The sequence below is a fragment of the Nostoc sp. LPT genome (assembly GCF_017115165.1).
In the GTDB taxonomy this organism is placed as follows: domain Bacteria; phylum Cyanobacteriota; class Cyanobacteriia; order Cyanobacteriales; family Nostocaceae; genus Nostoc.
The window spans coordinates 1-23,418 of the sequence record NZ_JABXKF010000159.1; the positions used below are offsets into that span (position 1 = coordinate 1).

Sequence of the window (23,418 nt, forward strand, 5' to 3'; positions counted from 1 at the left end):
ACTCATCTTTGCACTCACTACTTTTATCGTAAGCGATTATCCGGACATGATATCACCTTTGACTTCTATATAGGTTTCGTCCACCCGCCATGAGTCATTGGTTGGGCGTAAGTGTCGCCGGCATCGCTTCTCCAATTCCGGTCCATATTGCTGTACCCATCGATAAATCGTTGTGTGATGGATTACCCACCCTCGCTCACTCACCATTTCCGCCACTTGTCGATATGACAACGGGTAAGTCAAATACCACCGCACACACAGCAAGATGATTTCGGGTTGGTAGTGACGCCACTTGAAGGGATTCGATTTGAACATGCAGACAGGAGATCACAGACACGAGTTCTCACTTTATCATCTGCCGTTCCTCTTTTTGCAACACAACAGTTTCGCTCATATAGAAGGGGTTCATAGCCTTTCCATGTAACCCATAATACATTAAAAGCTTAAGTGACTAGATATTATTCAGATTTTTGCCAGAAGTTTAATGATGCGATCGCCTTCACCAATTCTTCTGGATCTACAGGCTTAGAAATATGCTGTTGAAATCCCACAGCGATCGCTTGTTGACGATCTATCTCACCAGCATAAGCAGTCAAAGCGATCGCCGGAATTGTCCCTCCTTGCTCTGGTTTTAAACTCCTCACCTGTCGCATCAGCATATAGCCATCCATTTCTGGCATCCCGATATCGCTAATGATCAGATTTGGCTGTGATTGACTCAATGCAGTTAAAGCTTCAATGGCTGAGGCGACAACGGTAACAGTTGCACCATACTGCTCCAGCATGAAGGGCAAAAATTCTCGCATATCTGCATCATCATCTACCACCAGAATCTCTAAGCCAGACAGGGACGAAGATTGAGCCGCCTCAAGTGAGGAGTTATCTTTTGCATCCTTGATTCCTTTGCTTTCATTCTGTAAGTATGGAAGTCTCACACTGAAAGTTGCTCCTTGTCCTTCGCCGAGACTTTCTGCTTGCACAGTTCCTCCGTGAAGTTCTACGAGATGGCGAACGATCGCTAATCCTAAACCTAAACCGCCAAATTTTCGAGTTGTCGCCCCATCTGCTTGACGGAAATAATCAAAGACATAAGGTAAAAACTCAGGTGCAATTCCCTTCCCTGTATCAGTTATACGGATTTGTACCTGTGAGCCAACTTGTCCTAATTTAATTTTTATCTGTCCGCCGATGGGAGTAAACTTAATCGCATTGGAAAGGATATTCCAAAAGACTTGTTGCAATCGATTGGCATCGCCTAAAACTTGCCCAACACCAGATTCGAGAATTGTCTGAATCTGGATAGACTTAGCCTCCGCCGATAAACGCACTGTTTCGATCGCAGCTTCAATCACTGATACCAAATTAATCTGGTAAAAGTTGAGGTGAAGTTTACCCTGAAGGATGCGGGAAACATCGAGTAAATCTTCAATTAATTGAGTTTGCAACTTGACATTGCGCTCAATGGTTTCTAAAGCGCGCTCGCTTGTTGCTTGGTCAAGCTTGCGGGTTTGCATCAGTTTTATCCAACCCAGAATCGGGTTGAGTGGTGTTCTTAATTCATGAGACAGCACAGCTAAAAATTCATCTTTGATCCGATTTGCTGATTCAGCAGCGCTTCGTGCTGTTCGTTCGGCTTCATAGAGATGGGCGCGAGCGATCGCTTGGGCGCATTGTTGAGCAACAGCCAAGATAAACGCTTTATCTTCTCCACTAAGTTGTTGGAGTTTGGCAAATCCCAAAGTTATACCGCCAACTGCCCAACCTTCCACCATTAATGGAATAGAAATCCAGGCTTCAAAGTTGTATTTGGCGTAAGTTTCAGCCAAATGTGGGTAACGATTTACCCGATTTTGTATTGATTCAGCCCAAATAGGTTGCCCAGTCCGTACAGCTTCTGCTAGAGGAGAAAGTGAATCGATGGCAAAATGACGCCAAGTATCTATCAAATCTTGGTTATAGCCAACCGCATGTACAATTTCCAGTTCAGTTTTACTTTCATTCAGCAAGGCGACGAGGGCACAACTGGCTTCCAAAGCAGCCATGCTTTGCTCTACAATCACTTCAGATACTTGGACTGGTGTCAGTAATTCTGAAAGGGCAGCCGTGATCGATTGGAGACGAGCAATACGCTCTAACGCTGTTTCTGCTGTTTTTTGTGCTTGCTGCGCTTCTTGGTAAAGGCGGGCATTATCGATCGCGATCGCCGCTCGATGGGCAATATCTTGCGCGAATGACAAGTCAGCCGTGCCGTAAAGACGTTCTGATTCCGCAGTAAAAAAGGAAATTGCGCCAAAAATCCTTTCCCGTGCCACCAAGGGCAAGATTATACAGGATTTTAAACCAAGTTCGCGCACAATTCTTAGATGTTCTGCGTCTGCGATGCCTTCTACTAAAGCTGCATCTGAAATTTCAGTTACCATTTCAGCAAGTCCTGTACGCAGCACTTTCGGCACACCTTCAGGTTCATCCAATTTTCTCGGATAATACTGATGAAGTTCCCAACCGAGTTTAACTTTCTCTGGATCTCGGTGAGCAACTGCTACCCGATTAATTGATTGGTTGTCTTGCAGCAGATCAACGCTGCACCAATCGGCGAAATAAGGCACAACCAAGTTTGCCACGCTAGCAAGCGTGCTTTCGTAATCGAGAGAAGAAGCGAGGGTTGCACTGACTTGAGCCAAAAACCTGGCTCGTTGTCGCTCGGCTTCTGCTTCCTGTCGGGCGATTTGCTCTTGAATCAGTTGGATACGTGCTGAACGAGGAATTTGCAAGCCTTCTAAGATATCTTGCTCTCCCAAAACAAAGGATTGAATTTGTCCAGTCGTCTCTAATTGCTGCAAACACTGTTCTAGATCGAATTGTAAACTTAAAGCGCTCTGATACCTCTGTTCTGGAACCTTTGACAGCAATTTCATGATCATGTCACAAAGCATTTGCGGGATATCAGAGTTCAGCTTTATGGGAGATAGCGGAGATTTTTCAAGATGACAATGCACCCACTCTAAGGGATCTTTACCTTGAAACGGTAGCTGACCTGTGAGTATCTCATAAAAGGTGACTCCCAGAGAATACAAATCGCTGCGATAGTCAATTCCTCGATTCATTTGCCCAGTTTGCTCAGGTGACAAATAAGGTAAACTGCCTTCAATGGGACTAGAACTGCTAACTATTTGCTCCTGGTATGGAATAAAAGCAGCAATTCCAAAATCAGCAATTTTGACCTGATTAGTTTCGAGGTTAACTAAGATATTTTGCGGCTTAATATCCTTGTGGACAATGTGATCAGTGTGGATTTGGGCAAGTTTGCTAGTGATTTCAATCGCAATCTTCAGAAACGGCACAGGCTGTTGAAATTCGTCTAGAAACTGGTCGAGCGATCGCCCCTCAAAATCCTCCATAATTAAATAAGGGATTCCCCGATCCATCTCTAAGGCATAGACTTTGACTGCGGGGCATTGCTGAATTAAGGGATGATTTCGCAACTGATAGGATTCTCCCCCTGCTTCCCCTGCCCCCCCTGCCTGCCTAAATTCATCTCCCTGTTCTGCAACACCAACTGCGGCGGCAGTATTTAACCTTTGAGCGATCGCATACTCATGTTTGAATTGTTCGATATTATTGAGCGTACACTGTTCTGGACGTAGGCTTTTGATAATTACTGGACACCGATCTTTAACTCTAATTCCACGGTATATGACTGCTTTTACCCCTGCTTTTAACAAAGTGACAATCTGAAATCCGGGTAATGCAATCGTCATGCCAAATACTCCAGCCGTGCTTCTTCAGGGATAATCCGAGCTTAATTGTATTTTAAATACATTTCTTTGGGCAGATGAAATTTAGATGATATCAGGTTCGGATAATTATTTCTGCTGACTCAAAAACCAAAAGTAAGCTAAAATTCAAGCAGAGTAAGCATTTCCCGCTCAGAAACTCCCCATGTTTGATAACCTGCAAACCCAAATTTACCAACTAGAACAATTTGCCAACAGCCTCGTTTCTAACCAACTGACACACCTAAGCGTCGTAAGTATTGGTATCATCTTTGCAGCTGGTTTGCTCACCAGTCTCACACCCTGTATGCTTTCCATGCTGCCAATTACCATTGGTTACATCGGCGGTTATGAAGCCAAAAGCCGCCTCCAAGCAGCTGCTCAATCAACTTGGTTTGCTTTAGGTTTAGCAACTACACTAGCAGGGCTAGGCATTTTAGCAGGTTTTGTCGGAAAAGTCTACGGCCAAGTGGGAATTGGTTTGCCGATTATCGTCAGCATTATCGCTATTCTCATGGGGCTGAACTTATTAGAAGCACTGCCTCTGCAATTTCCATCCTTGGGTGAAACGAATTGGATTTCGCCGGATTTGCCAGTCGGGTTGCGTTCCTATTTGCTGGGACTAACTTTCGGCTTAGTGGCATCCCCTTGTAGCACGCCTGTTTTAGCGAGCTTACTGGGTTGGATTGCCAATACACAAGACTTAATTTTAGGTGCTGTTTTGTTACTTTCTTATACAGCAGGTTATGTAGCACCATTGATTTTGGCAGGTACTTTTACAGCTTCAATTAAAAAATTACTGGAATTGCGTCGCTGGTCTGGTTGGATTAACCCAGTTAGTGGGGCGCTGTTGGTAGGATTCGGTGTATTTTCCTTAATTTCTCGGATTCCTCTGGGCAGTTTTTAATATCAATACATTTGTTAGATTTTACACATAATGACTTTAGAAGATTCGGCGTCCAAAGAATTAAAATGGTGGGCGATACCTGGGCAGTTCTTACGCCAAGAACTTTTGCCTGTACTGACTAACTTACGACTAGCGATCGCACTACTGCTATTGATTGCAATCTTTAGCTCCACCGGTACTGTAATCGAGCAAGGTCAATCACCCGCATTTTACCAAGCCAACTATCCAGAACATCCAGCTTTATTTGGTTTCTTAACTTGGAAGGTAATTCAAGTAGTTGGATTAGACCACGTATATCGTACTTGGTGGTTTCTAGCATTACTCATCTTATTTGGTACTAGCTTAACTGCTTGTTCATTTACCCGTCAGTTACCAGCCTTAAAAGCTGCCCAGCGCTGGAAATATTACGAAGAACCACGGCAATTTCAAAAGTTAGCTCTGAGTACAGAACTAGATACTGGTTCTTTGAATTCTCTCAGCGAAATATTACAGAAACACCGCTATAAAATTTTTCCAAATCAAGAAAAAGAAAATCTCCTTTACGCCCGCAAAGGAATAGTCGGACGCATTGGGCCAATTATTGTTCATATTGGCATCGTCGCGATTTTGTTAGGGGGAATTTGGGGAGCGATGACTGGGTTTCTCGCTCAGGAAATGGTTGCTAGTGGCGATACATTTCAAGTGACAAATATTGTCGATGCTGGCCCAATAGCTGCAAAAATCCCAAAAGATTGGTCTGTGCGCGTCAATCGTTTTTGGATTGACTACACACCATCTGGCGGCATCAATCAATTTTATTCAGATATGTCTGTCTTGAATAATCAGGGAAAGGAAATTGACCACAAGAAGATTTTTGTCAACGAGCCTCTGCGTTATCATGGCATAACTTTCTATCAAACTGATTGGGGAATTGCAGGTGTTCGCGTCCAATTTAACAACAGTCCGATTTTTCAGCTACCGATGGCGCAATTGAACACTAACGGTAACGGGCGCATTTGGGGAACCTGGGTTCCGACTAAACCGGATTTGAGTGAGGGTGTCTCTCTGTTAGCGAAAGACTTGCAAGGGATGGTATTAATTTATGATGCCACTGGCAAACTTGTTGATACAGTCCGCGCTGGGATGTTCACCGAAGTTAATGGCGTAAAGCTGAAAATTTTGGATGTAATTGGTAGCACTGGCTTACAAATTAAAGCCGATCCAGGCATACCAATTGTTTACACAGGGTTTGGCTTGCTCATGCTGGGTGTGGTAATGAGTTACTTTTCCCATTCGCAAATCTGGGCATTGCAAAAAGGCGATCGCTTGTATGTGGGTGGCAAAACTAATCGCGCTCAAGTTGCTTTTGAACAAGAGGTTTTAGAGATTTTAGATCGGCTGAGTTCACAGCCAAAAGGTGAGGAGAAAGAGACGACGATTGAAGTTTAAACGCAGAGGGGCGCAAAGGAAATCGCAGAGGTACGCAGAGGATTACTTTGCGTACCTTTGCTTTTCCAAGTTATTTACAATCAATTACGCCCACACTAGCTACAAATTAGGAAATTACTAGAGGTATTTATTAAACATTGAAACAAAAAATTTCTATGTCTGCCAAGCTTCCATCTCAGGGACGGGTTTGCCTTCTACCTTTAATCGCTATCTTGTTAAGTATTGCTTCTTGCGCTGCCGAGCAGAAAAATATAAAGCGTGTTTCCCTTATTGGTACTGGGGCAAGTTTTCCCGCACCTTTGTATGAGCGTTGGCTTTCAGATTACAATCAGCAAAATCCCAATGTAGAAATTAACTATCAAGCTATAGGAAGCAGTGCCGGAGTGCAACAGCTCATCGACGGTACTGTAGACTTTGCAGCTAGTGATGTGGGAATTACAAGCGAACAAGCAGCCAAGATAAAACGAGGAGTAATCGCTTTGCCAATAACTGCTGGTTCTATTGTGCTAGCTTATAACCTTACACCAGTTGCACAGCAGTCGCCTCAAGTGAATGTGCCAACTGCTCTAAGGCTACCACGCCAAGTTTACGTAGATATTTTTCTCGGAAAAATTATGAATTGGAATCATCCTAGAATAGCCGCAGCTAATCCAGGTGTAAGTTTGCCCGATTTACCAATTCAGGTTGTACACCGAACTGATGGTAGTGGAACTACAAGCGTGTTAACGCAACACCTAAGTACTATAAGTCCAGAATGGAAAAGCAAAATTGGGGCTGGTAAATCTGTAGCATGGCGAGTGGGAATTGGTGGAAAGGGTAACGAAGGTGTTACCGCCCTGATTCAACAGATACCAGGAGCTATTGGCTATGTAGAATACATTTACGCCAAACAAAATAAGCTTCCTGTGGCTGCTTTAGAAAATAAATCTGGTAATTATATTACACCGACACCAAAATCAGTAGCACAAACTTTAGAAGCAGTGAAATTACCAGATGATAACTTGATTGCTTTTATCACCGATCCTATAGATGCTCAGTCATATCCTATCGTCACTTACAGCTGGCTTTTAACTTATCAGCAATATCCCAACCGAGTCAAAGCTCAAGCGCTGAAAAATTTTGTGAATTGGGCTGTAATTGACGGGCAAAAATCCAGTTTGGAACTTGGGTATATTCCTTTATCAAAAAAAGTTGTGCTTCAAGTGCAATCTGCTGTGAAGAAAATTGCTGAATAAATATAGCAGTTCTCCTTTGGATGCAACTTTTAGTGTAGGTGTTGGCGCAGCGTGTCGCAGACAAGCCTCTCGTAGAGAAGGCATCGCTTGTTTTTGATCTGACCTCACAAAATCGCGTTGCTCCCGATTGCGTTTAGTTATAAACTTTGTAAAGAATAAGAAGTTTTTTAGCAAGCCAATAATCATTACAGTTTTATTATGAAATAGTAAACAGCTAATAACTTCATTTCTAGTTGACTGAAGTTTAGTGCTGTTATTTGGTGGAGGGTGCAATGTTTGGTGATTTGGATTTTGCTCCTTAGAGTGCTTTGGCTAGGAATTGTGCGCTTGCTCAATTAACTTCAGATAGCGGTTTTTCCAATATTTCTAAGCTTCTAACTTAATGGAAGTAACTGCCAGACCCTGACCAAATAGTACTTTTTTGATTGATATTCCCATTACTATCTGGAGGCTATTGCTATGTTCGATGAACAAGCTTACTTGCTAGCATACCCTGATGTAGCGGCGGCTGTTAATGCTGGCTCTTTTACCTCAGGACTACAACACTATGAACAGTTTGGACAATTTGAGGAGAATCGCTTTGGCTTTTTTTTAGGAAGCAACGGGAATGACACCATAACTGGCTTTGGTGAAGGGAACAAACTCATCGCTGGACTTGGTTTCGACGTTTTATCAAATGGAGCAACAGTTGCTGGAGTCGGTCAGATTGATACCCTAATTGGCACCCAAGGGACAGATGTATTCCTCCTTGGCCATTCTAGTTTGTCTTCATTAAGCTCCACACCTCAACAATTTTACGTTGGTGGTGGTAATACAGATTATGCTTTAATCCAAGACTTTAAGCGAGCCAGTGACATGATTGTGCTAGAAGGAGCACCACAGAACTACACTTCTCAAGTAGTAAACGGAAGTTTAAACATCTCTACATCATCGGGAGACTTAGTTGGTATTGTGGAGGGGATTACTTTTTTGATGCCTGTTTCGGGTGATTTGATTGACATTACAAGATTCAACATTCCATTGAATGCTGTTGGACCGTTTACTGTTTTTTTATAATGCAATCTACGACTTACTTTGCGACTAGATTGTCAGACTGTAAGAGTTTTTGAGTATTACAATGCTCTTGGCTCCTTCCAATACCGAAGCAAATCATGTCGGCATTAAAAACATTTCGCTCCTCATTACTTTTTATGCTAAATACGTCTGTAAATAAGCCTGAAACTCTTGCTCGGCGATAATAACAGCCGTTAATTTAAGCGTTTGAGGCAAGATTTCTGAAATTGAAGCTATAACTCCCTGTAAGACTTGATTTTCAACGCAAGTGATGGACTTTAATTAAAAGTTCAGCATAATACGTACTGAATAACTAAACATTTTCACGATCAATAGTTTGGGATAAGGAGAATGCTTCACAGAAACATTAAAATTATTAGGATTTGGGAACATAAAATCAAGCTGCAAAGTGCGTCCTATGCACCAATTTGTAACAAGCAGATTGCCCTAAAGTTCGTTCAGGGAGAAGGAGGGTTGAAAAACTATCCTGCAAGTATATACTGGCGATCGCCTATCAATCAAACAGACTTTTCCAAATACTGTGAAAAGTTAACTATTGTATCAAGGAAAACTCAGTATTGGTGGTACTGGTGTAGTAATTTTATAAGGTTAGGAAGTTGCTTGGTTATAGCAAGTGTGTTTATTGCTTCCTTACAAGAGCGTGTTTTTGCTCAAATTACCCCGGATGCCACCTTACCTACTAACTCTAGCGTCACAAGAGATGGAAACATCTTCAATATTACTGGAGGAACAAAAGCAGGAAGTAATTTGTTTCACAGCTTCTCTGAGTTTTCTGTACCTCTTGGTGGCACTGCTTATTTTAATATAAATATTAATAATACTGTAGATATTAAAAATATCATTAGTCGAGTTACGGGTGGGTCAGTTTCTAATATTGATGGGCTAATTCGTGCTAATGCTCCCGCTAATTTGTTTTTGATAAATCCAAAAGGGATTATTTTTGGCCAGCGTGCGAGACTGGATGTTAAAGGTTCTTTTGTTGCGACTACAGCAAATGCGATCGCTTTTGGTGATAAAGTGATTTTCAGCGCCACGAATCCGACTACTTCTCCACTGTTGACAATCAATCCTTCCGCTTTTCTATTCAATCAAATTCCTACTGCGCCAATTCAAAATAACTCAGCTAACCTAAGGGTCAAAGATAATCTTAGTTTGCTGCTAGTTGGTGGCGATATAAACATGAATGGTGGCTCCCTGAAGGCTTCTGGTGGGCGAGTAGAGTTAGGAGGTTTAGCGCAAGAAGGAATAGTTGGGCTAAATGTAAATGATCATAATCTGAGCTTAAATTTTCCGCCTGACCTATTGCGAGCTTCATTATCGCTTACCAAGGGGGCTGAAGTGGATGTTGCATCTGATGGTGGTGGCAGTATTGCCGTCAATGCCCAGAATATAGATATTTCGGAGGGAAGTAGCTTACGTGCTGGCATCAACCCATTAGCTACAGCCGTTAACGCGAAAGCTGGAGATATCACCCTCAGCGCCAAAGAAACAGTGACAGTCAAAGATAGCTCTATCTACAATGCCGTTTTTGGTTTAGGAGATGGTGGTTCCCTACGCGTGGATGCCGGAAAATTGATTATTCAAGATGGAATAGTAGCGACTGCTACTACTTCTAGTGGTAGTGCTGGGGATCTGGTTGTGAACGCCTCTGACTCAATAGAACTAACTGGCAGTTCCTCATCAAACGGTACAATTGACATTTTTCCGATTAATTTATTCGGTTTTTCTCCCAAGTTTACTGCTCCTATTGGCTTATTTTCCGCTTCCCTTGATGCCAAGAATCTTTTTGCCCAAAATCTTCGTGCCGTTCCTCTTTTTTTAAGGCCTTTTCTAATTTCTCTTCTACCTATTGGAAGTGGAAATGCCGGAAACCTGACCATTGAAACTGGGCGGTTAATTGTCTCTAATGGGGCAGTAATATCGGCAGGGAGTACTACCCCAGGGCGAGCCGGAAATTTATTCGTGAACGCAAAAGACTCTATAGAACTTAGTGGCACCTCAGCTAATGATGCTCCCCAAGGACTAGGACTGTTCACCATAGGCGATAGAGTTCCCAGTGGATTGCGTAATGAAACTAGAGGTTTGGGACAAGGAGGCGACTTGACTATTGATACTCAAAGATTAATTGTCCGTGATGGGGCCTGGGTGACAACAGGTACTGCTGGAGAGAAGCCAGCAGGAAAATTAACTATGAATGCTTCGGAGTTAGTAGAAATAAGAGGCATCAGCAGAGTCAATAATGTTCCTAGCGTCTTAGCTACTGGAACACAGGGATCTGGAAAATCGGGCGACATGGCTATTACTACTAAAAAGTTAATAGTCAGTAATGGGGGAATCATATCATCGGGTACTTCTAGCTTGGGAAAAGGCGGAGATTTGACTATCAACGCCTCTGAATCCGTAGAACTCATCGGCACCTCAAAGCAAGGGTTGTCCGCCGATGTGTTAAGGCAATTAATTGGAATTACTGGAGGCTTAGTCTCTAACGTCGTAAAGGAGCGTCCGTTTCCTAGTGGTATAATTACAGGGACTACAGGTCAAGGAAATGCTGGAAACTTGGTAATTAATACTGGACAGTTGTTTATCCAAGATGGGGCACAAGCATCAGTTTCAACAACCAGTATAGAGAAAGGGAATGCGGGTTCCTTGACGGTTAATGCCACTTCTATAAAACTGAGTGGAATTTCACTTGAAGGCTCCAACCTCAACGATATTGTGGGTCGGAGCCTGTTGACGACTGCTACCAGCAAAGACTCAACAGGAAAAGGCGGCGATATTAATTTGTACACCAACTCCTTAGAAATCATCAATGGTGCTGCACTGACAGCTAGTACTTCTGGGCAAGGAGATGCAGGTAAAATAACTGTCAATGCTACTGATAAAGTAATAATTAGTGGTAGTGATTTTAGTTATGATGACCGAGTTAATAACTTTACTGATAACGTAGAAAATATCGGCGCTAGCAGTGGCTTATTTGTCAGTTCTACTGGTTCAGGAACCGCAGGCGACATCGAAATCAACTCACCTAAAATTATTTTAGACAACCAAGGTAAACTCAACGCCGAATCTGCATCCGGTAACGGTGGTAACATCAACATCAATAGCGACTTACTTTTACTCCGTCGCAAGAGTCAAATCTCCACCAACGCAGGTACAGACAAATTAGGTGGCAATGGCGGTAACATCATTATCAATAACCTCCCAAATTACCGAGGCTTTATCGTTGCAGTTCCCAACGAAAATAGCGATATCACTGCCAACGCCTTTGAGGGTAGCGGCGGGAAAGTTATTATTAACTCTGCTGGCATCTTTGGGCTACAGCCGCGCAGTCGGCAAGAGCTTGAGCAGCAGTTGCAAACAACCGACCCGAACAAGCTTAGATCCTAGTCAGTTGCCAACAAGTGACATCACTGCCATCTCCCAAAGCAAGCCTTCCTTAAATGGTGAGATAAATCTCAACACACCTGATACTGACCCTAGTCGCGGCTTAATTCAACTACCCTCTAACCTCGTCGATGCATCCCAACAAATCGCTCAAGGCTGTACTTCCAGAGGACGACAAACCGCCAGTCGTTTTATTGCCACAGGACGCGGTGGATTACCCCTTAGCCCCAACGAGCCTCTGCGGGGACGGGCAGTACTTACTGGTTGGGTAGATTTGCCCCCACAAGCAACACAGAGAGTCACGGATAAATTATCTACATCTGTTACTAAATCTACTAATCAGATTGTGGAGGCTCAAGGATGGATTATTGATGGTAAAGGTGATGTTATTCTTGTGGCTCAATATGCACAAAGTTCTTCTATTCCCTCTACTATGTCCTGTAGTCGATGATTCATTATCCCAAGAGTAGGGGGAAGAATTCCTATGAAACCCAAGAGTCATAAAAGTAACAAGTGGCCAAGAATGTGTAACGGATGCTTTGAACCCACATTCTGTACCTCAACTGTCACACATCAACAAAATGTAAATAAAATAGTACAAGAAAACTAATAAGAACGAATATTTAAATTGAAGCTAAGGGAGAAAAAGGAGATTACAGGACGAAACGTGTAAAATTTAACTCTAATCGCTTTAGTTAACTTTACATTACATCCTTGTAAATTTTCCTGCCCACTTACTTATATATATCCTGTCCGGTTAATCAACCTTCCTTCAAAAATGTTTTTAGTCAGGATTTCAGTCCTGATTTTGTATCGTGTAGCGTCTTCTAAAAAGGACTAAAGTCCTCTCTAAAAGCCAAAGTTTTCATTATGGGTACTTATGATGACGCACTTCAATCACAGTATGTACATTGCCGCGAGGCGTGAAATCTGCTTTCACTGTGACTTCCAACGGATCGCAAGCAGCGACAAAATCATCCAAAATTTGATTGGCAGATTCTTCGTGGGAAATGTAGCGATCGCGGTAACTATTAATATAAAGTTTGAGCGCCTTCAATTCCACTACCCGTTCATCGGGCACATAGCTAACATAAATTGTCGCAAAGTCAGGATAACCGGAAAACGGACATTTACAAGTAAATTCCGGCAAAGTAATGTTAATGTCATATCGCCTGCCCACACGCGGATTCCCAAAGGTAATTAGTTTACCTTCGGCAATATCGCGTTCGCCATACTTCATTTCTTGGTTTGCCTGGGATGCACTTTCAGATAATTTATCGGTTGTCATTTGTCATTAGTTATTTTACTTATCTTTACGTCCTTTTAGTAACTTTGTAGCTTGTTAACTCTCCACTCCCTACTCCCCACTCAATACTCTTCCTTCTCCCAGTCTGGACAATTCTCATCTTCACAACCGTGGGGATGCATAGCACAAACTAATAAATTACCACCATAAACTTGACCGTGGTAGTGACTACAACCGATACAGGCAGGATTTTTTTCAGATGTGGGTTCAACTGAATAAGGAAAACCCGGATCTACATCTGCTACAATGTCTTCCAGTTCCCAGTAAGCTTCCAACATCGGTTCAGCCAAATCCTGTAGATACTGATCGACTTCATTAATAATATTATTGTGTACTTGCTCGCTGACTTCTTCCGTTAGCTCAAAAAAGGCGTCTACCACTTCACTCATTCCCAGGAAGAAGCGCTCTACTTCATCAGCTACTGTTTCGACGATTTCTACTAAATCTTTTTGCCACTGTTCCATAAACTTGACACCTTTGCAGGCTATAAACAGGACGCTTTGTGTATCTGGCTTGAAGCACTATAATACACACTAAGCAATGTATCTTATCAAGTTTTTATCTGAAGTGTCATGTCAAAATGCCACTTATTACTCATATTTCGCTCAAACTAATACTTTTTATTGATCGCGTTGCAATCGTTTTAACTCGTCTTGCAGGTTTAGCACTTCTTGGCGTAATTTATCTACATTTTCATCATTTGACGCCTCTTTCACCGTTGGTTCATCTTCCTCTAAAATTTCAATGCGGCGAGGTTGAGAAGGGGGCGTTTTCTCAGAGACTACACCAGATGGTTGGGCCTGTTGGGCTTGCTTCATCATGTCCTCAACGAAGCGGCGGGCTTCTTCTGTGTTCATTTCGCCCTTTGCCACCATTTCATCTGCCAGTTTTTGGACTTGCGATCGCACTTCGGCTAATTTTCCCCCTGCTTTCTCACCCGCGTAAGAAGCTAATCCAACACCGAGGTAAAAAGCTTTTTGAACAATATCTCCAAAACCAGGCATTGTTGCTGACCGCTCCTAAAAATGGGGCGACCCGGAGACTAAGCCTACCACAAGCCTCCCGTGTTGCTGCTACCTTCCGGTTCTGACAAGATTTGGGTGTTGCGATCGCATAGATCCAGGTCTTCTATAAGCATAACATTAAAATTAAGTAAGTGTGTGTTATTCCATAACAATTCGCCATTCATAAAGCTGATAGTTGACGCAGCCGTATTTCACTAAGGGGTCATCAGCCACAATCACTTCTGCTTCCTCCTTTGAGGCTGCCTCAAACAGCAACATCCCGCCTCTTTGCTCTGCCCAATAGCCTGTTCGCGCTTTGTGTCCTTTAGCAATCAAATTCTGAATGTAGGCTTTGTGGGCAGGTACATATTGGTCAAAGGTAGGTTTATCGACTTTGCCCTCTTCAATTTTTACAAACCACGGCATAACCTTCTTAACTCCAGTTACAACAGACAGTCTGCTTTAGTTATGACTATTTTTGAGTAGTATTTGAGTAGCAATATACACGAACTATAGCGATTTCCTAATTAATATAGATAGAGAATAGAGATATGAGCCGTTTTTTTGTTGCCCTCCTACCACCGCAAGATATTCAAGACTACGCCAACGAGATTAAGCAGTACTTTGCCAATCGCTATGCTAGTAGCGGGGCGCTAAAGTCTCCGCCTCATATTACCCTGCAACCACCCTTTGAATGGTCAGATGCTAACTTGCCACTGTTAGAAGCATCCTTGAAGGAGTTTGCCAGTGGACAACAGCCAGTGGCAATTACACTTAAAGGGTTTAATGCCTTTGCGCCTCGTGTGATATACATTAATGTTGTCATAAGTCAAGAGCTTTTAACTTTGCAAGCTGATTTAATGGCTCATACAGAAAGCAAGTTGGGAATTTTTGATAATGTTTCTAAAACCCGCCCTTTTGCACCCCATTTAACGGTTGCATTTCGGGATTTAACAAAGCAGAACTTTAAAGCTGCTTGGCCAGAATTTGAAAATCGTCAGTTGCATTTTGAGTTTACTGCTGACAAATTAACTTTGCTGCTTCACGACGGGAAGCGCTGGAATATTAAACAAGATTTGGCTTTTTTCTCTGGTAGTAATTGAGGGATGTTTTTGTGATGGACGCTGGCGCTGTTGGATGTTGGATCTAATTTTGTTTTGGATTAATTGGTGATTTATATATTCTCTAGTTATGGGTGCTATAGAGAAAAGATTAGCATTATTATCTACTAGAGAGCGCTCTTGTAAAGATTCCAAAGCATATAGTAATTGTGGTGGTATAGTAGGTGATATTTGCGATCGCAGTTCTGAAAGTGAGGCAGGCTGAGAATTAACTACTAACCACTCAATAATCATATTTTCTGTAACTGACAATCGCTTAAATCTTCCAAAGTGTAACGTTTATCTAAGTTTTCCCAACTTTGTGCCTGACATTTCGCCGTTTGAAGTTTCTGAAATCCTTGAGGTGTAAGAATAACACCCCGTTTGCGCCTGCGTTGTAGTGGATTCATTATTGTCCCTTAAGTTTTGTACATATACTCATAAAGTAATAGTCAGTAGTTAGCGCCTGTAATATGCCGCCAAAATATCTACTTCACTTAAGAAGGTGCTACAAAGATGAGATGTGCTTTTCCGGAAATCAGGTTTGTTAAATATTATGAATATTATAAATATGAATGTAGAGACGTAGCAGCGATCGCATCTCTTTCTTTTTCACTGTCTGTAGTCGCATACGTCGAACGTCTCAAAGAGTTGCAGCTTGTCGTCACACCTCGCTTAACTTTTAGAACGCCTTGCCAACAAGAAATGTTAGATTTATTTATTTCTACTTACCTAATTTTTGTAAAACAAGATACATTAAATGGTAGTTTAATCGCAAAGGAACCAAAACGTATGGCCGTTAGTAGCCCTGAAGTCATCCGTCATGTATTGATCGGATTGGGATATTTAGCTCCTGAGATTGATCCTAAACCGGATCTCACTAAATTTGCTCCCTGGAAGCGGAATAACAACTCTTTGACAGACGATCCTACTGAAGAAGCGATTAAAAAGTTTCAGAAACAGTACTCACAAAAACTTACGGTTAATGGTAACGCTGATTCCGAGACTCGAACTGTAATGGAAGATACAGTCAAAGGGCTTCAGAATAGATTGAAGTTTCACGGTTTTGCAACCAATGCTGAAATTCCAAAAGACTTGCCTTTTTATGGCCCAGCTACTTATACAGCAGTCAAGAAATTTCAGAAATCTCAGGGTTTAACTGAAAATGGTATTGCTACTTTTGAACAGCGTCAAATTCTACAGCAATCTAGCCTAACAGATAAGCCTCAGCCGCAGTCACAAGTCAAGCTGAGAGATTTGTGTTTCCAATTCCAAAAGAATCCTCAAAATCCTTCTTACATCGCAGCATTAAATAATTTACAACAAAATTTACCCAAGGATGTTTTACACAAAGTTACTAACAAATGGAGGGGAACAAACGATCAAAATCCTGAGATTGTCAAGCTGACGAATCTGTTTACTTATTATGATGACAATAATGCAAACCATCGTGATGCACTAAATCACTTACAAAGTCAGATGACCCCAGCCATCTCTCAAGCATTTTTAAGTCTCTGGAATAAGAAGTAACAAATGGGACTTACAGCAGAATTCAGAATTCAGAACTAAAACACACTTTATACCTGGATAACAGACTTAGCTTTTGTACCTCATTAACTTGAAATCTGCTGTATATAGGTATAATCTGCTTTTTTACATCTGATACCAATTCAAAAAATGTTTACGACAGATAACCCCACCCGCGCTGACGCGCACCCCTTAGTAAGGGCAGGGTTGGGGAGATGTATTATCTATGTGTGTGTTGCATTCTTTTTTCAAATTGGTATGACATACGAGAATTAAAAACCAGGTTTCCTACTCAGCAGAGATCAAAAACCTGGTTTTTTAACAATTCTGAATTCTGAGTTCTGAATTCTCAATTCTGATTTAATACTCAATTCCCGGTTGTGCTTTCACACCTTGATCGCGGAAAGGGTGCTTAACTAGAGTCATTTCAGTTACTAAGTCAGCACGCTCAATTAAAGCAGGTGGTGCGCCTCTACCTGTGAGAATAACGTGTTTGCTAGCGGGTTTTTGTGCTAAACCTGCTAAAACGTCTTCTACTGGTAAGTAAGCCATTTTGAGGGCGATATTGATTTCGTCTAATAACACTAGATGAAAGTCTGGATTGCGGATGTATTCTAATGATTTTTCCCAGGCGGCGCTAGCTTTGTCAAGATCGCGATCGCGGTCTTGAGTTTCCCAGGTAAAGCCTTCGCCCATTGCGTGAAATTCTATCTGGTCTTCCCAATAGCTGAAAACCCTTTTTTCGGATGGTTCCCAGCTACCTTTGATGAATTGAATGATCGCTACTTTATACCCATGACCGAGCGATCGCAACACCATCCCCAAAGCCGCAGTGGTTTTACCCTTACCGTTACCAGTATTTACAATAATTAACCCTTTTTCTGGTACAGCTTCTGCTATGCGCTTGTCTTGCACTTCTTTGCGTCGCTGCATCTTTTTGCGGTACTGTTCATCAGTCAGAGATGAAGACATTACCTCATCAATCAAGCGCCCAATTTCTTGGTCTGGGTTCAATTCTTGCGGTGTATCGTTTTTCATCAAGCTTGTCTAGAAATAATTGTGAAAAGTGTTGAAAATGAACCAAAATCGTCTTATTTATCCAATTTCACTTAAATTACTTGATTGGAAATATCCAGTAAGTTTTCATGTGAAATATTAATAGTGTATTAGCTTTATTAATGATTTGCAGATAAGTGGAAATATATATGATACACAAGCTAAACTTATAATTTGAGTTTACTATTACTGTTTTAAATAATTTAATATGTTCATTAAAGCACTTTACCAGTAAAATATTATCATTATCTCCTTTGGTACAGTCATGAGTTAGACTAACAACCAAGGGCATTGATTTAAGTGTCAGGAATATGATGTCTAATATCAGGAGTTATGCATTTATGGATGTTGTTGTTTCCATTTTTCCCATAAAGCCTGCGTATCCTCTGGTTGCCCTTCATAGTTGAGCAATTGGTCTGAAATTATCACCCATGACTGGGCACTGCGTGTCCAAATATTACCCACTGGGCGTAACCAACTGGTATCATCTAAGGTTCCAGCTTTGACATTGATAGTATCTGGCTTATAAGTTCTTTCATGGAATAATCGCGTTCCGCAGTCGCCACAGAAGAGGTTATTTACTTCACGTCCGCTATCATTTTTTCGAGTCCAAGCTTTCGGTTTTCCCTGAACAATTACAACAGCATCTCGTAATACTGTAAGAGACATACCAAAGGCACTAGAAGATTGTTTCTGACACTCCTTGCAGTGGCATAGGTAAAGTGTTAACGGTTGGGCATGAATTTCATAACGAATTTGTCCACATTGACAACCTCCAGTATATGGAATATTCACAGATTTTATCTCCTAACAATTTGTATTGCTTTATTGTAACTAAAGCTATTTAAATCTTAAAACGGGTTTTAGTAGACACAAACAAAAGACACGGGGATAGGAAGAAATTTTCATTATCTACACTTTTCTAAATCTTCCTCATCCTTCATCTTCATCATCCTCACTCCAATACTGTTGAGGTGCATTTCCGTAAACTTCTAAAATCTTCGGTTTTTTAATTTTGTTATCAGCTGGATTAATTGCCTCTAACTGCACATCAAATTTCCAGTTGTCACCAAAATCATAGAGATAGGTCATTTTAGTACCTGGTTCTAGAGACAAATCACCAATCTGCACTTGGTCGGCAAATGGGGGTGTTTCCATGTAGGCATGACCGATTTTTATGATGCGACCAAAATGGTCTTTATAACTAAACTCGTACAGGTGATCGTAATCAAAGTCAAAAGCATCGAGAATTATCTCTGCTAACCAGGTTAATGGTTTTTTTGCTGGTATGGCAATGCGTCGCCAAGCCTTAAAAAGGGATACTTTGAAAATATAAATACCATCAGTGAAGCCTTGCTTGGGAACAAGTAAATTATGCTCCCATTCTGGAAAAAATGGTTGAAAATGTGACTGCAATTTCCCAAAATTTATATTTACATCATCCTGTAATTCTCCTCGTATACCTAATGGAAAGAGGAATTGCAACAGAGCATCACCAAAGGGTAAGCGTTGTAAACTAGTAATGCGCCACCCTTTGGTTTCTTGTGGTTTCCCATGTTTGATAGATAATAATCCAAATAACTCTAACAGGGCAACATTATGCAGACCGGGGTAATAACTAATATTGTTTTGATCTTCATATTTAGGAAATTTTAAACCTTTGTCTGGAACGCGAGGCCAAAGTTGAATACATCTAAATAAATTCCCTAATGAATCTTGATGTTCGCCCAAAATTTCGTTATTTCCCCAAATCAACCAGGCTTCTAATAAGTTGAAATAGCGTTCTGTTGGATTGAGGTTTGACCATGATTGCAAAGTTGCTGCGTCTAAAATTAAAACCTGCTTCTTCCCTTGGGATCTAATTTGGGCTATTCCAGAACTGCGTAATAACAGATATAGTCCATTAATGTAGGGATATGATTTTTGTACGGGGCGTTTGAGTTTAGTTTCAATTGGGTGACTTAACCGATAATTAACTTCTGATAGTACTTTTAGCGGTAGAAGGTTATTAATACTACTAACTTCTACTCCATTTGGTTGTAAGAAATCTATCAGAGTTTGAAAGTCATGTAAAATTGTACCGGGTTGATTTTCATCAATACTGAGTTCTTGGAGGAGTTTTTGTTGTGACTCTATTAGGGAAGGCAGTTCAGGATTGAGTGTGCGTTCTAGTCGCGCAAATAAATCTTCCATAAATAAAAATTCTAAATTCTAAATTCACAATTTAACCTTCTGTGTCACCTGCTTTCTTTATACTATGACTACAGAAGTTCTCCTGATAAACATTGATCTGTCAAGTGTCACAACAGGATTATTAACACCGTAAGTTTAATGAAATATGAATGATAATATTTTCACTTTCTACTTGACAATCGCAGGAATTTGATATGAATAGTAACACTCGTCTACAGATGATTTTAGCTGATACACGTATTAATACAGTATTAAGAGCGATCGCTCAACTAAATCTACCTAACTGGTGGTTAGCCGGGGGTGCAGTCCGAAACACCGTTTGGTCTTCAATTTTTGGCAATGACTGTGGGTTAGGTATTAAAGATTTTGATATTGCATTCTTTGATATAGAGGGAAACCGTTCCCAAGAACTAGCAGCAAAGGCGACTCTCACAGAACAATTTCCTGATGACGAGTTTGATGTCAAAAATCAAGCCAGTTTTGCTCGTTGGCGTCTTGGTAGCAGACTCTACACTAGTACAGAGGATGGCATCACAGATTGGCTGCACACCGCTACGGCTGTGGGAGTTCGACTAAATACCCAAGGACAATGGCAATTTTTCACACCCTACAGATTGGATGACCTATTTGGTGGCATTATTCGACCTACGCCAACGCATACTCATAATTTAGATGCCCATAATAAGGCCTCTGGATTTTTACAGAAGTGTCCTTATCTGCGGTTGGCGTAAAAATTACAATCAGATTTTAGCCATTAGTCTTCGTTACAAAGAAATAATCGCTTTTGAATTTACAACCCTTGGATACCGAAGCACAATGTTAATAATTTTCTACGTACTGGGAATAATTAGACTAGAACCCCTTTCACGATAGAACAGGGATGATGCTAATTTTATAACTTTATAGTCAAAAATCAATGCCAAATCGTACTGGATACCAAATCAACTCGACTCTCTACGAAGGAATCCAAACAATTATTTATCAAGCACAAACGCCAAAGACGCAACAGCGAGTTATCCTCAAGCTGCTTAAAAATGAATATCCTACTCTCGAAGGCTTTACTCGCCTTAAAAATGAGTATCAAATTCAGCAAGGTTTAGACCATCCCAATATAGTTAAAGCTATCAGTCTAGAAACTTTTCAAAACCATGTAGGACTTTTGTTAGAAGACTTTGCTGGTCAGTCTTTAGCTCAACTGCTACAAACAAACAAACTTGACTTAATTAACTATTTAAAGATTGCTATTCAACTGACTAAAGCTTTAGATTATTTGCATAATAACCAGATTATTCATAAAGACATCAAACCCAATAACATCATAATTAACTCCCAGACAGGTATTGTTAAACTCGCTGACTTTGGTATAGCCTCCCGTCTCAATAAGGAAAATCCCCAATTTAATCACCCTAACTGCGTTGAAGGCACACTTGCCTATATGTCTCCTGAACAAACTGGGAGAATGAATCGCATTCTTGATTATCGCACCGACTTTTATTCCCTTGACGTGACTTTATATGAAATGCTCACTGATAAAATACCATTTTTTAGCCAAGACCTCCTAGAAGTAGTTTATAGCCACATTGCAGTTCAAGCGATAAACCCGCAATCGTTAAATTCGCAAATTCCTACTGCTGTCTCTGAAATTGTGATGAAGCTGATAGGGAAAAATGCAGAAGATAGATATCAAAGTGCTACAGGATTATTAGCAGATTTGGAATTATGTCTCAAGCAGTTAGAAATGAAGGGAATCATTACTGATTTTGTGCCAGGTCGTTTGGATATATTAAGCCAGTTATTAATTCATCAAAAATTATATGGTCGTGAAAAACAAGTTAATGAACTTTTAGCTGCATTTGAGCGAGTTACATCTGGAACTAGTGAAATGATGCTAGTTTCTGGTTATTCTGGGATTGGTAAATCAGTTTTAGTCAACGAAGTTAATAAACCCATTACTTGCAGACAAGGGTACTTTATTTCTGGTAAATTTGACTAGTTAAAGCGAAATATACCTTATGCTTCTTTAATTCAAGCTTTTGCATATTTAATGCGGTATTTGCTGACCGAGAATAATGAAAAAATAGAAATATGGCGTAATAAAATATTATCAGCTTTAGGAACAAATGGAAAAGTTATTACTGACGTAATTCCAGAAGTAGAATTAATCATCGGTACACAGCCGAAAGTTGCCCAAATTGGGGCAACAGAATCACAAAATCGTTTCAATCATGTTTTTAAAGAATTTATCCAAGTTTTTACTCAAAAAGAACACCCCTTAGTCATATTTTTAGATGATTTACAATGGGCAGATTCAGCTACTTTAAATTTAATTCAACTGCTCATAACTGATACCGATAGCAAATACTTTTTATTTATTGGTGCATATAGAGATAATGAAGTTAGTTCAGCACATCCTTTAATCCAAAAGATAGAAGAAATTAAAAATAGTGGGACGGTTGTTAATAATCTTGTATTGCAACCCTTAAATTTAGATAATGTGACTCAGCTAGTTGCCGAAACTCTGCAAGAAACAGAGGTTAACCAGGATGAAGAAACTGGAGCCTTTAACAAGGAAATTGTTAAGCTAGCAGAGTTAATTTGTAACAAAATAGGTGGAAACCCATTTTTTATAACACAACTAATTCAGGCACTTCATCAAGAAAAGCTGTTAATATTTGACTTTAATAATGCTACATGGCAATGGAGTCTAGAGGATATTCAAGCAATTGGAATTACCGATAAAAATGTAGTTAAGTTAGTTGCCACTAGAGTTGAAAAGTTACCAAAGTCCACCCAAGATGTTTTAAAATTAGCAGCTTGCGTAGGTGACAGATTTAGTTTGGATGTTTTATCGATAGTCAATGAAAAATCACCTTCTTTGACAGCCAATGATTTACACTCAGCTTTGCAAGCGGGATTAATTCTGCCTTTAAGTGAAGCTTATCGCATCCCTTTAGTTTTTAATCAAGAAGAAGCGGTTAATTTAAATTTCGACACTTCACGGGTGGGTTACAAGTTCTTGCATGACAGAGTACAACAAGCAGCATATTCGTTGATTCCAGAAGAACTGAAGAAGTCTACTCACCTGAAAATTGGGCAATTGCTTCTCCAAAATATACCTAAAGAGGAAATAGAAGCTAATATTTTTGATATTGTCAATCAGTTGAATGTAGGTATTGTTAACCTGATAGAGCAATCTGAAAAAACTGAATTGGCACGATTAAATTTAATTGCCGGACAAAAAGCTAAAGCTTCTATAGCTTACGAAGCGGCTCTTAAGTACTTCACAAATGGCATAGAACTTTTAAATATAGACGCTTGGCAAACTGAATATACCTTAACCATCGGTTTATACTAATTCTCTAAAAGCTGGCTACAGATGAGATAATAAGATTTAATGAGAAGAGGGATATCCAATGTCAGGGGTCTATCAA

The 23,418-nt window shown here is 40.6% G+C and carries 19 protein-coding genes, 1 other RNA gene and 2 pseudogenes; 10 read left to right on the plus strand and 12 right to left on the minus strand.

The annotated features are described in order from the left end of the window. Positions 1-54 precede the first annotated feature (54 nt). Positions 55-315: pseudogene (locus HWQ58_RS30110) on the minus strand (IS6 family transposase); the annotation flags it as partial. Between the two features lie 143 nt (positions 316-458). Next, positions 459-3,758, minus strand: coding sequence for an ATP-binding protein (locus tag HWQ58_RS30115; protein ID WP_292871201.1), 3,300 nt, complete (start codon positions 3,756-3,758; stop codon positions 459-461). Between the two features lie 181 nt (positions 3,759-3,939). Here HWQ58_RS30115 and HWQ58_RS30120 point away from each other — a divergent pair, with 181 nt between their 5' ends. The 6 genes from HWQ58_RS30120 (at position 3,940) to HWQ58_RS30145 (ending at position 12,252) form a co-directional block, all read left to right on the plus strand. Continuing rightward, positions 3,940-4,680, plus strand: coding sequence for a cytochrome c biogenesis protein CcdA (locus HWQ58_RS30120; protein ID WP_292871203.1), 741 nt, complete (start codon positions 3,940-3,942; stop codon positions 4,678-4,680). 30 nt (positions 4,681-4,710) lie between these two features. Beyond that, on the plus strand, positions 4,711-6,108 hold the full coding sequence (locus HWQ58_RS30125; RefSeq protein WP_292871205.1) for a cytochrome c biogenesis protein: 1,398 nt from the start codon (positions 4,711-4,713) through the stop codon (positions 6,106-6,108). Positions 6,109-6,263: 155 nt separating this feature from the next. Beyond that, positions 6,264-7,343 (plus strand): phosphate ABC transporter substrate-binding protein PstS, encoded by a 1,080-nt coding sequence (gene pstS, locus HWQ58_RS30130; protein WP_292871207.1) that lies wholly within the window; start codon positions 6,264-6,266, stop codon positions 7,341-7,343. Positions 7,344-7,802: 459 nt separating this feature from the next. After that, a complete protein-coding gene (locus HWQ58_RS30135) occupies positions 7,803-8,399 on the plus strand; it encodes a hypothetical protein (RefSeq protein ID WP_292871209.1) in 597 nt (198 codons plus the stop codon). 348 nt (positions 8,400-8,747) lie between these two features. After that, positions 8,748-11,804 (plus strand): filamentous hemagglutinin N-terminal domain-containing protein, encoded by a 3,057-nt coding sequence (locus HWQ58_RS30140; RefSeq protein WP_292871211.1) that lies wholly within the window; start codon positions 8,748-8,750, stop codon positions 11,802-11,804. Between the two features lie 4 nt (positions 11,805-11,808). Then, positions 11,809-12,252 (plus strand): S-layer family protein, encoded by a 444-nt coding sequence (locus HWQ58_RS30145; protein ID WP_292871213.1) that lies wholly within the window; start codon positions 11,809-11,811, stop codon positions 12,250-12,252. A 417-nt stretch (positions 12,253-12,669) separates the two neighbouring features. Here HWQ58_RS30145 and queF read toward each other — a convergent pair whose 3' ends face one another. The 5 genes from queF to HWQ58_RS30170 form a co-directional block, all read right to left on the minus strand. Beyond that, positions 12,670-13,089, minus strand: coding sequence for a preQ(1) synthase (gene queF, locus HWQ58_RS30150; protein ID WP_292871215.1), 420 nt, complete (start codon positions 13,087-13,089; stop codon positions 12,670-12,672). A gap of 80 nt (positions 13,090-13,169) precedes the next feature. Next, complete coding sequence (locus HWQ58_RS30155; protein WP_292871217.1) at positions 13,170-13,571, minus strand: hypothetical protein; 402 nt, start codon at positions 13,569-13,571, stop codon at positions 13,170-13,172. 156 nt (positions 13,572-13,727) lie between these two features. After that, a complete protein-coding gene (locus HWQ58_RS30160) occupies positions 13,728-14,111 on the minus strand; it encodes a phasin family protein (RefSeq protein ID WP_292871219.1) in 384 nt (127 codons plus the stop codon). A 25-nt stretch (positions 14,112-14,136) separates the two neighbouring features. Then, positions 14,137-14,233, minus strand: an RNA gene (ffs, locus tag HWQ58_RS30165) — signal recognition particle sRNA small type. Between the two features lie 37 nt (positions 14,234-14,270). Continuing rightward, positions 14,271-14,537, minus strand: a complete 267-nt coding sequence (locus HWQ58_RS30170; protein WP_104904666.1) for a YciI family protein — start codon at positions 14,535-14,537, stop codon at positions 14,271-14,273. 125 nt (positions 14,538-14,662) lie between these two features. Between HWQ58_RS30170 and HWQ58_RS30175 the strand changes: the two genes are divergently transcribed. Next, entirely contained in the window at positions 14,663-15,214 is a 552-nt protein-coding gene (locus tag HWQ58_RS30175) for a 2'-5' RNA ligase family protein (RefSeq protein WP_292871222.1), read from the plus strand. Here the strand turns inward: HWQ58_RS30175 and HWQ58_RS30180 are convergent. Both HWQ58_RS30180 and HWQ58_RS30185 read right to left on the minus strand, forming a co-directional pair. After that, positions 15,140-15,484, minus strand: a complete 345-nt coding sequence (locus tag HWQ58_RS30180) for a hypothetical protein (protein ID WP_292871224.1) — start codon at positions 15,482-15,484, stop codon at positions 15,140-15,142. The two genes, HWQ58_RS30175 and HWQ58_RS30180, sit on opposite strands and share 75 nt — an antisense overlap. Next, on the minus strand, positions 15,463-15,621 hold the full coding sequence (locus HWQ58_RS30185) for a hypothetical protein (RefSeq protein ID WP_292871226.1): 159 nt from the start codon (positions 15,619-15,621) through the stop codon (positions 15,463-15,465). Before HWQ58_RS30185 ends, HWQ58_RS30180 begins: the two co-directional genes overlap by 22 nt. 106 nt (positions 15,622-15,727) lie before the next feature. Here HWQ58_RS30185 and HWQ58_RS30190 point away from each other — a divergent pair, with 106 nt between their 5' ends. Beyond that, complete coding sequence (locus tag HWQ58_RS30190) at positions 15,728-16,741, plus strand: peptidoglycan-binding domain-containing protein (RefSeq protein WP_292871228.1); 1,014 nt, start codon at positions 15,728-15,730, stop codon at positions 16,739-16,741. A gap of 357 nt (positions 16,742-17,098) precedes the next feature. Here HWQ58_RS30190 and cobO read toward each other — a convergent pair whose 3' ends face one another. From cobO to HWQ58_RS30205, 3 genes are all read right to left on the minus strand, one after another. Beyond that, positions 17,099-17,776 (minus strand): cob(I)yrinic acid a,c-diamide adenosyltransferase, encoded by a 678-nt coding sequence (gene cobO / locus HWQ58_RS30195; protein WP_292871230.1) that lies wholly within the window; start codon positions 17,774-17,776, stop codon positions 17,099-17,101. A gap of 357 nt (positions 17,777-18,133) precedes the next feature. Next, positions 18,134-18,589: a GFA family protein gene (locus HWQ58_RS30200; protein ID WP_292871232.1), complete on the minus strand. Its 456-nt coding sequence runs from the start codon at positions 18,587-18,589 to the stop codon at positions 18,134-18,136. A gap of 138 nt (positions 18,590-18,727) precedes the next feature. Next, positions 18,728-19,987 carry a plasmid pRiA4b ORF-3 family protein gene (locus HWQ58_RS30205; RefSeq protein ID WP_292871234.1) on the minus strand — a complete coding sequence of 420 codons (1,260 nt, stop codon included), beginning with the start codon at positions 19,985-19,987 and terminating at the stop codon, positions 18,728-18,730. A 194-nt stretch (positions 19,988-20,181) separates the two neighbouring features. Here HWQ58_RS30205 and HWQ58_RS30210 point away from each other — a divergent pair, with 194 nt between their 5' ends. Both HWQ58_RS30210 and HWQ58_RS30215 read left to right on the plus strand, forming a co-directional pair. Continuing rightward, on the plus strand, positions 20,182-20,718 hold the full coding sequence (locus tag HWQ58_RS30210; protein ID WP_292871236.1) for a nucleotidyltransferase family protein: 537 nt from the start codon (positions 20,182-20,184) through the stop codon (positions 20,716-20,718). Positions 20,719-20,903: 185 nt separating this feature from the next. Further along, a pseudogene (locus tag HWQ58_RS30215) lies at positions 20,904-23,339 on the plus strand (serine/threonine-protein kinase PknK); the annotation flags it as partial. Between the last annotated feature and the right edge of the window lie 79 nt (positions 23,340-23,418).

Bases quoted from the DNA above. Each gene is read 5' to 3' on its own strand.
- HWQ58_RS30155 (WP_292871217.1), bottom strand. From the start codon at position 13,571: ATGGAACAGTGGCAAAAAGATTTAGTAGAAATCGTCGAAACAGTAGCT.
- cobO (WP_292871230.1), bottom strand. From the start codon at position 17,776: ATGAAAAACGATACACCGCAAGAATTGAACCCAGACCAAGAAATTGGG.
- HWQ58_RS30125 (WP_292871205.1), top strand. From the start codon at position 4,711: ATGACTTTAGAAGATTCGGCGTCCAAAGAATTAAAATGGTGGGCGATA.
- HWQ58_RS30120 (WP_292871203.1), top strand. From the start codon at position 3,940: ATGTTTGATAACCTGCAAACCCAAATTTACCAACTAGAACAATTTGCC.
- HWQ58_RS30185 (WP_292871226.1), bottom strand. From the start codon at position 15,621: ATGAATCCACTACAACGCAGGCGCAAACGGGGTGTTATTCTTACACCT.
- HWQ58_RS30205 (WP_292871234.1), bottom strand. From the start codon at position 19,987: ATGGAAGATTTATTTGCGCGACTAGAACGCACACTCAATCCTGAACTG.
- HWQ58_RS30170 (WP_104904666.1), bottom strand. From the start codon at position 14,537: ATGCCGTGGTTTGTAAAAATTGAAGAGGGCAAAGTCGATAAACCTACC.
- pstS (WP_292871207.1), top strand. From the start codon at position 6,264: ATGTCTGCCAAGCTTCCATCTCAGGGACGGGTTTGCCTTCTACCTTTA.
- HWQ58_RS30115 (WP_292871201.1), bottom strand. From the start codon at position 3,758: ATGACGATTGCATTACCCGGATTTCAGATTGTCACTTTGTTAAAAGCA.
- HWQ58_RS30190 (WP_292871228.1), top strand. From the start codon at position 15,728: ATGAGATGTGCTTTTCCGGAAATCAGGTTTGTTAAATATTATGAATAT.
- HWQ58_RS30175 (WP_292871222.1), top strand. From the start codon at position 14,663: ATGAGCCGTTTTTTTGTTGCCCTCCTACCACCGCAAGATATTCAAGAC.
- HWQ58_RS30135 (WP_292871209.1), top strand. From the start codon at position 7,803: ATGTTCGATGAACAAGCTTACTTGCTAGCATACCCTGATGTAGCGGCG.
- HWQ58_RS30160 (WP_292871219.1), bottom strand. From the start codon at position 14,111: ATGCCTGGTTTTGGAGATATTGTTCAAAAAGCTTTTTACCTCGGTGTT.
- HWQ58_RS30210 (WP_292871236.1), top strand. From the start codon at position 20,182: ATGAATAGTAACACTCGTCTACAGATGATTTTAGCTGATACACGTATT.
- HWQ58_RS30140 (WP_292871211.1), top strand. From the start codon at position 8,748: ATGCTTCACAGAAACATTAAAATTATTAGGATTTGGGAACATAAAATC.
- queF (WP_292871215.1), bottom strand. From the start codon at position 13,089: ATGACAACCGATAAATTATCTGAAAGTGCATCCCAGGCAAACCAAGAA.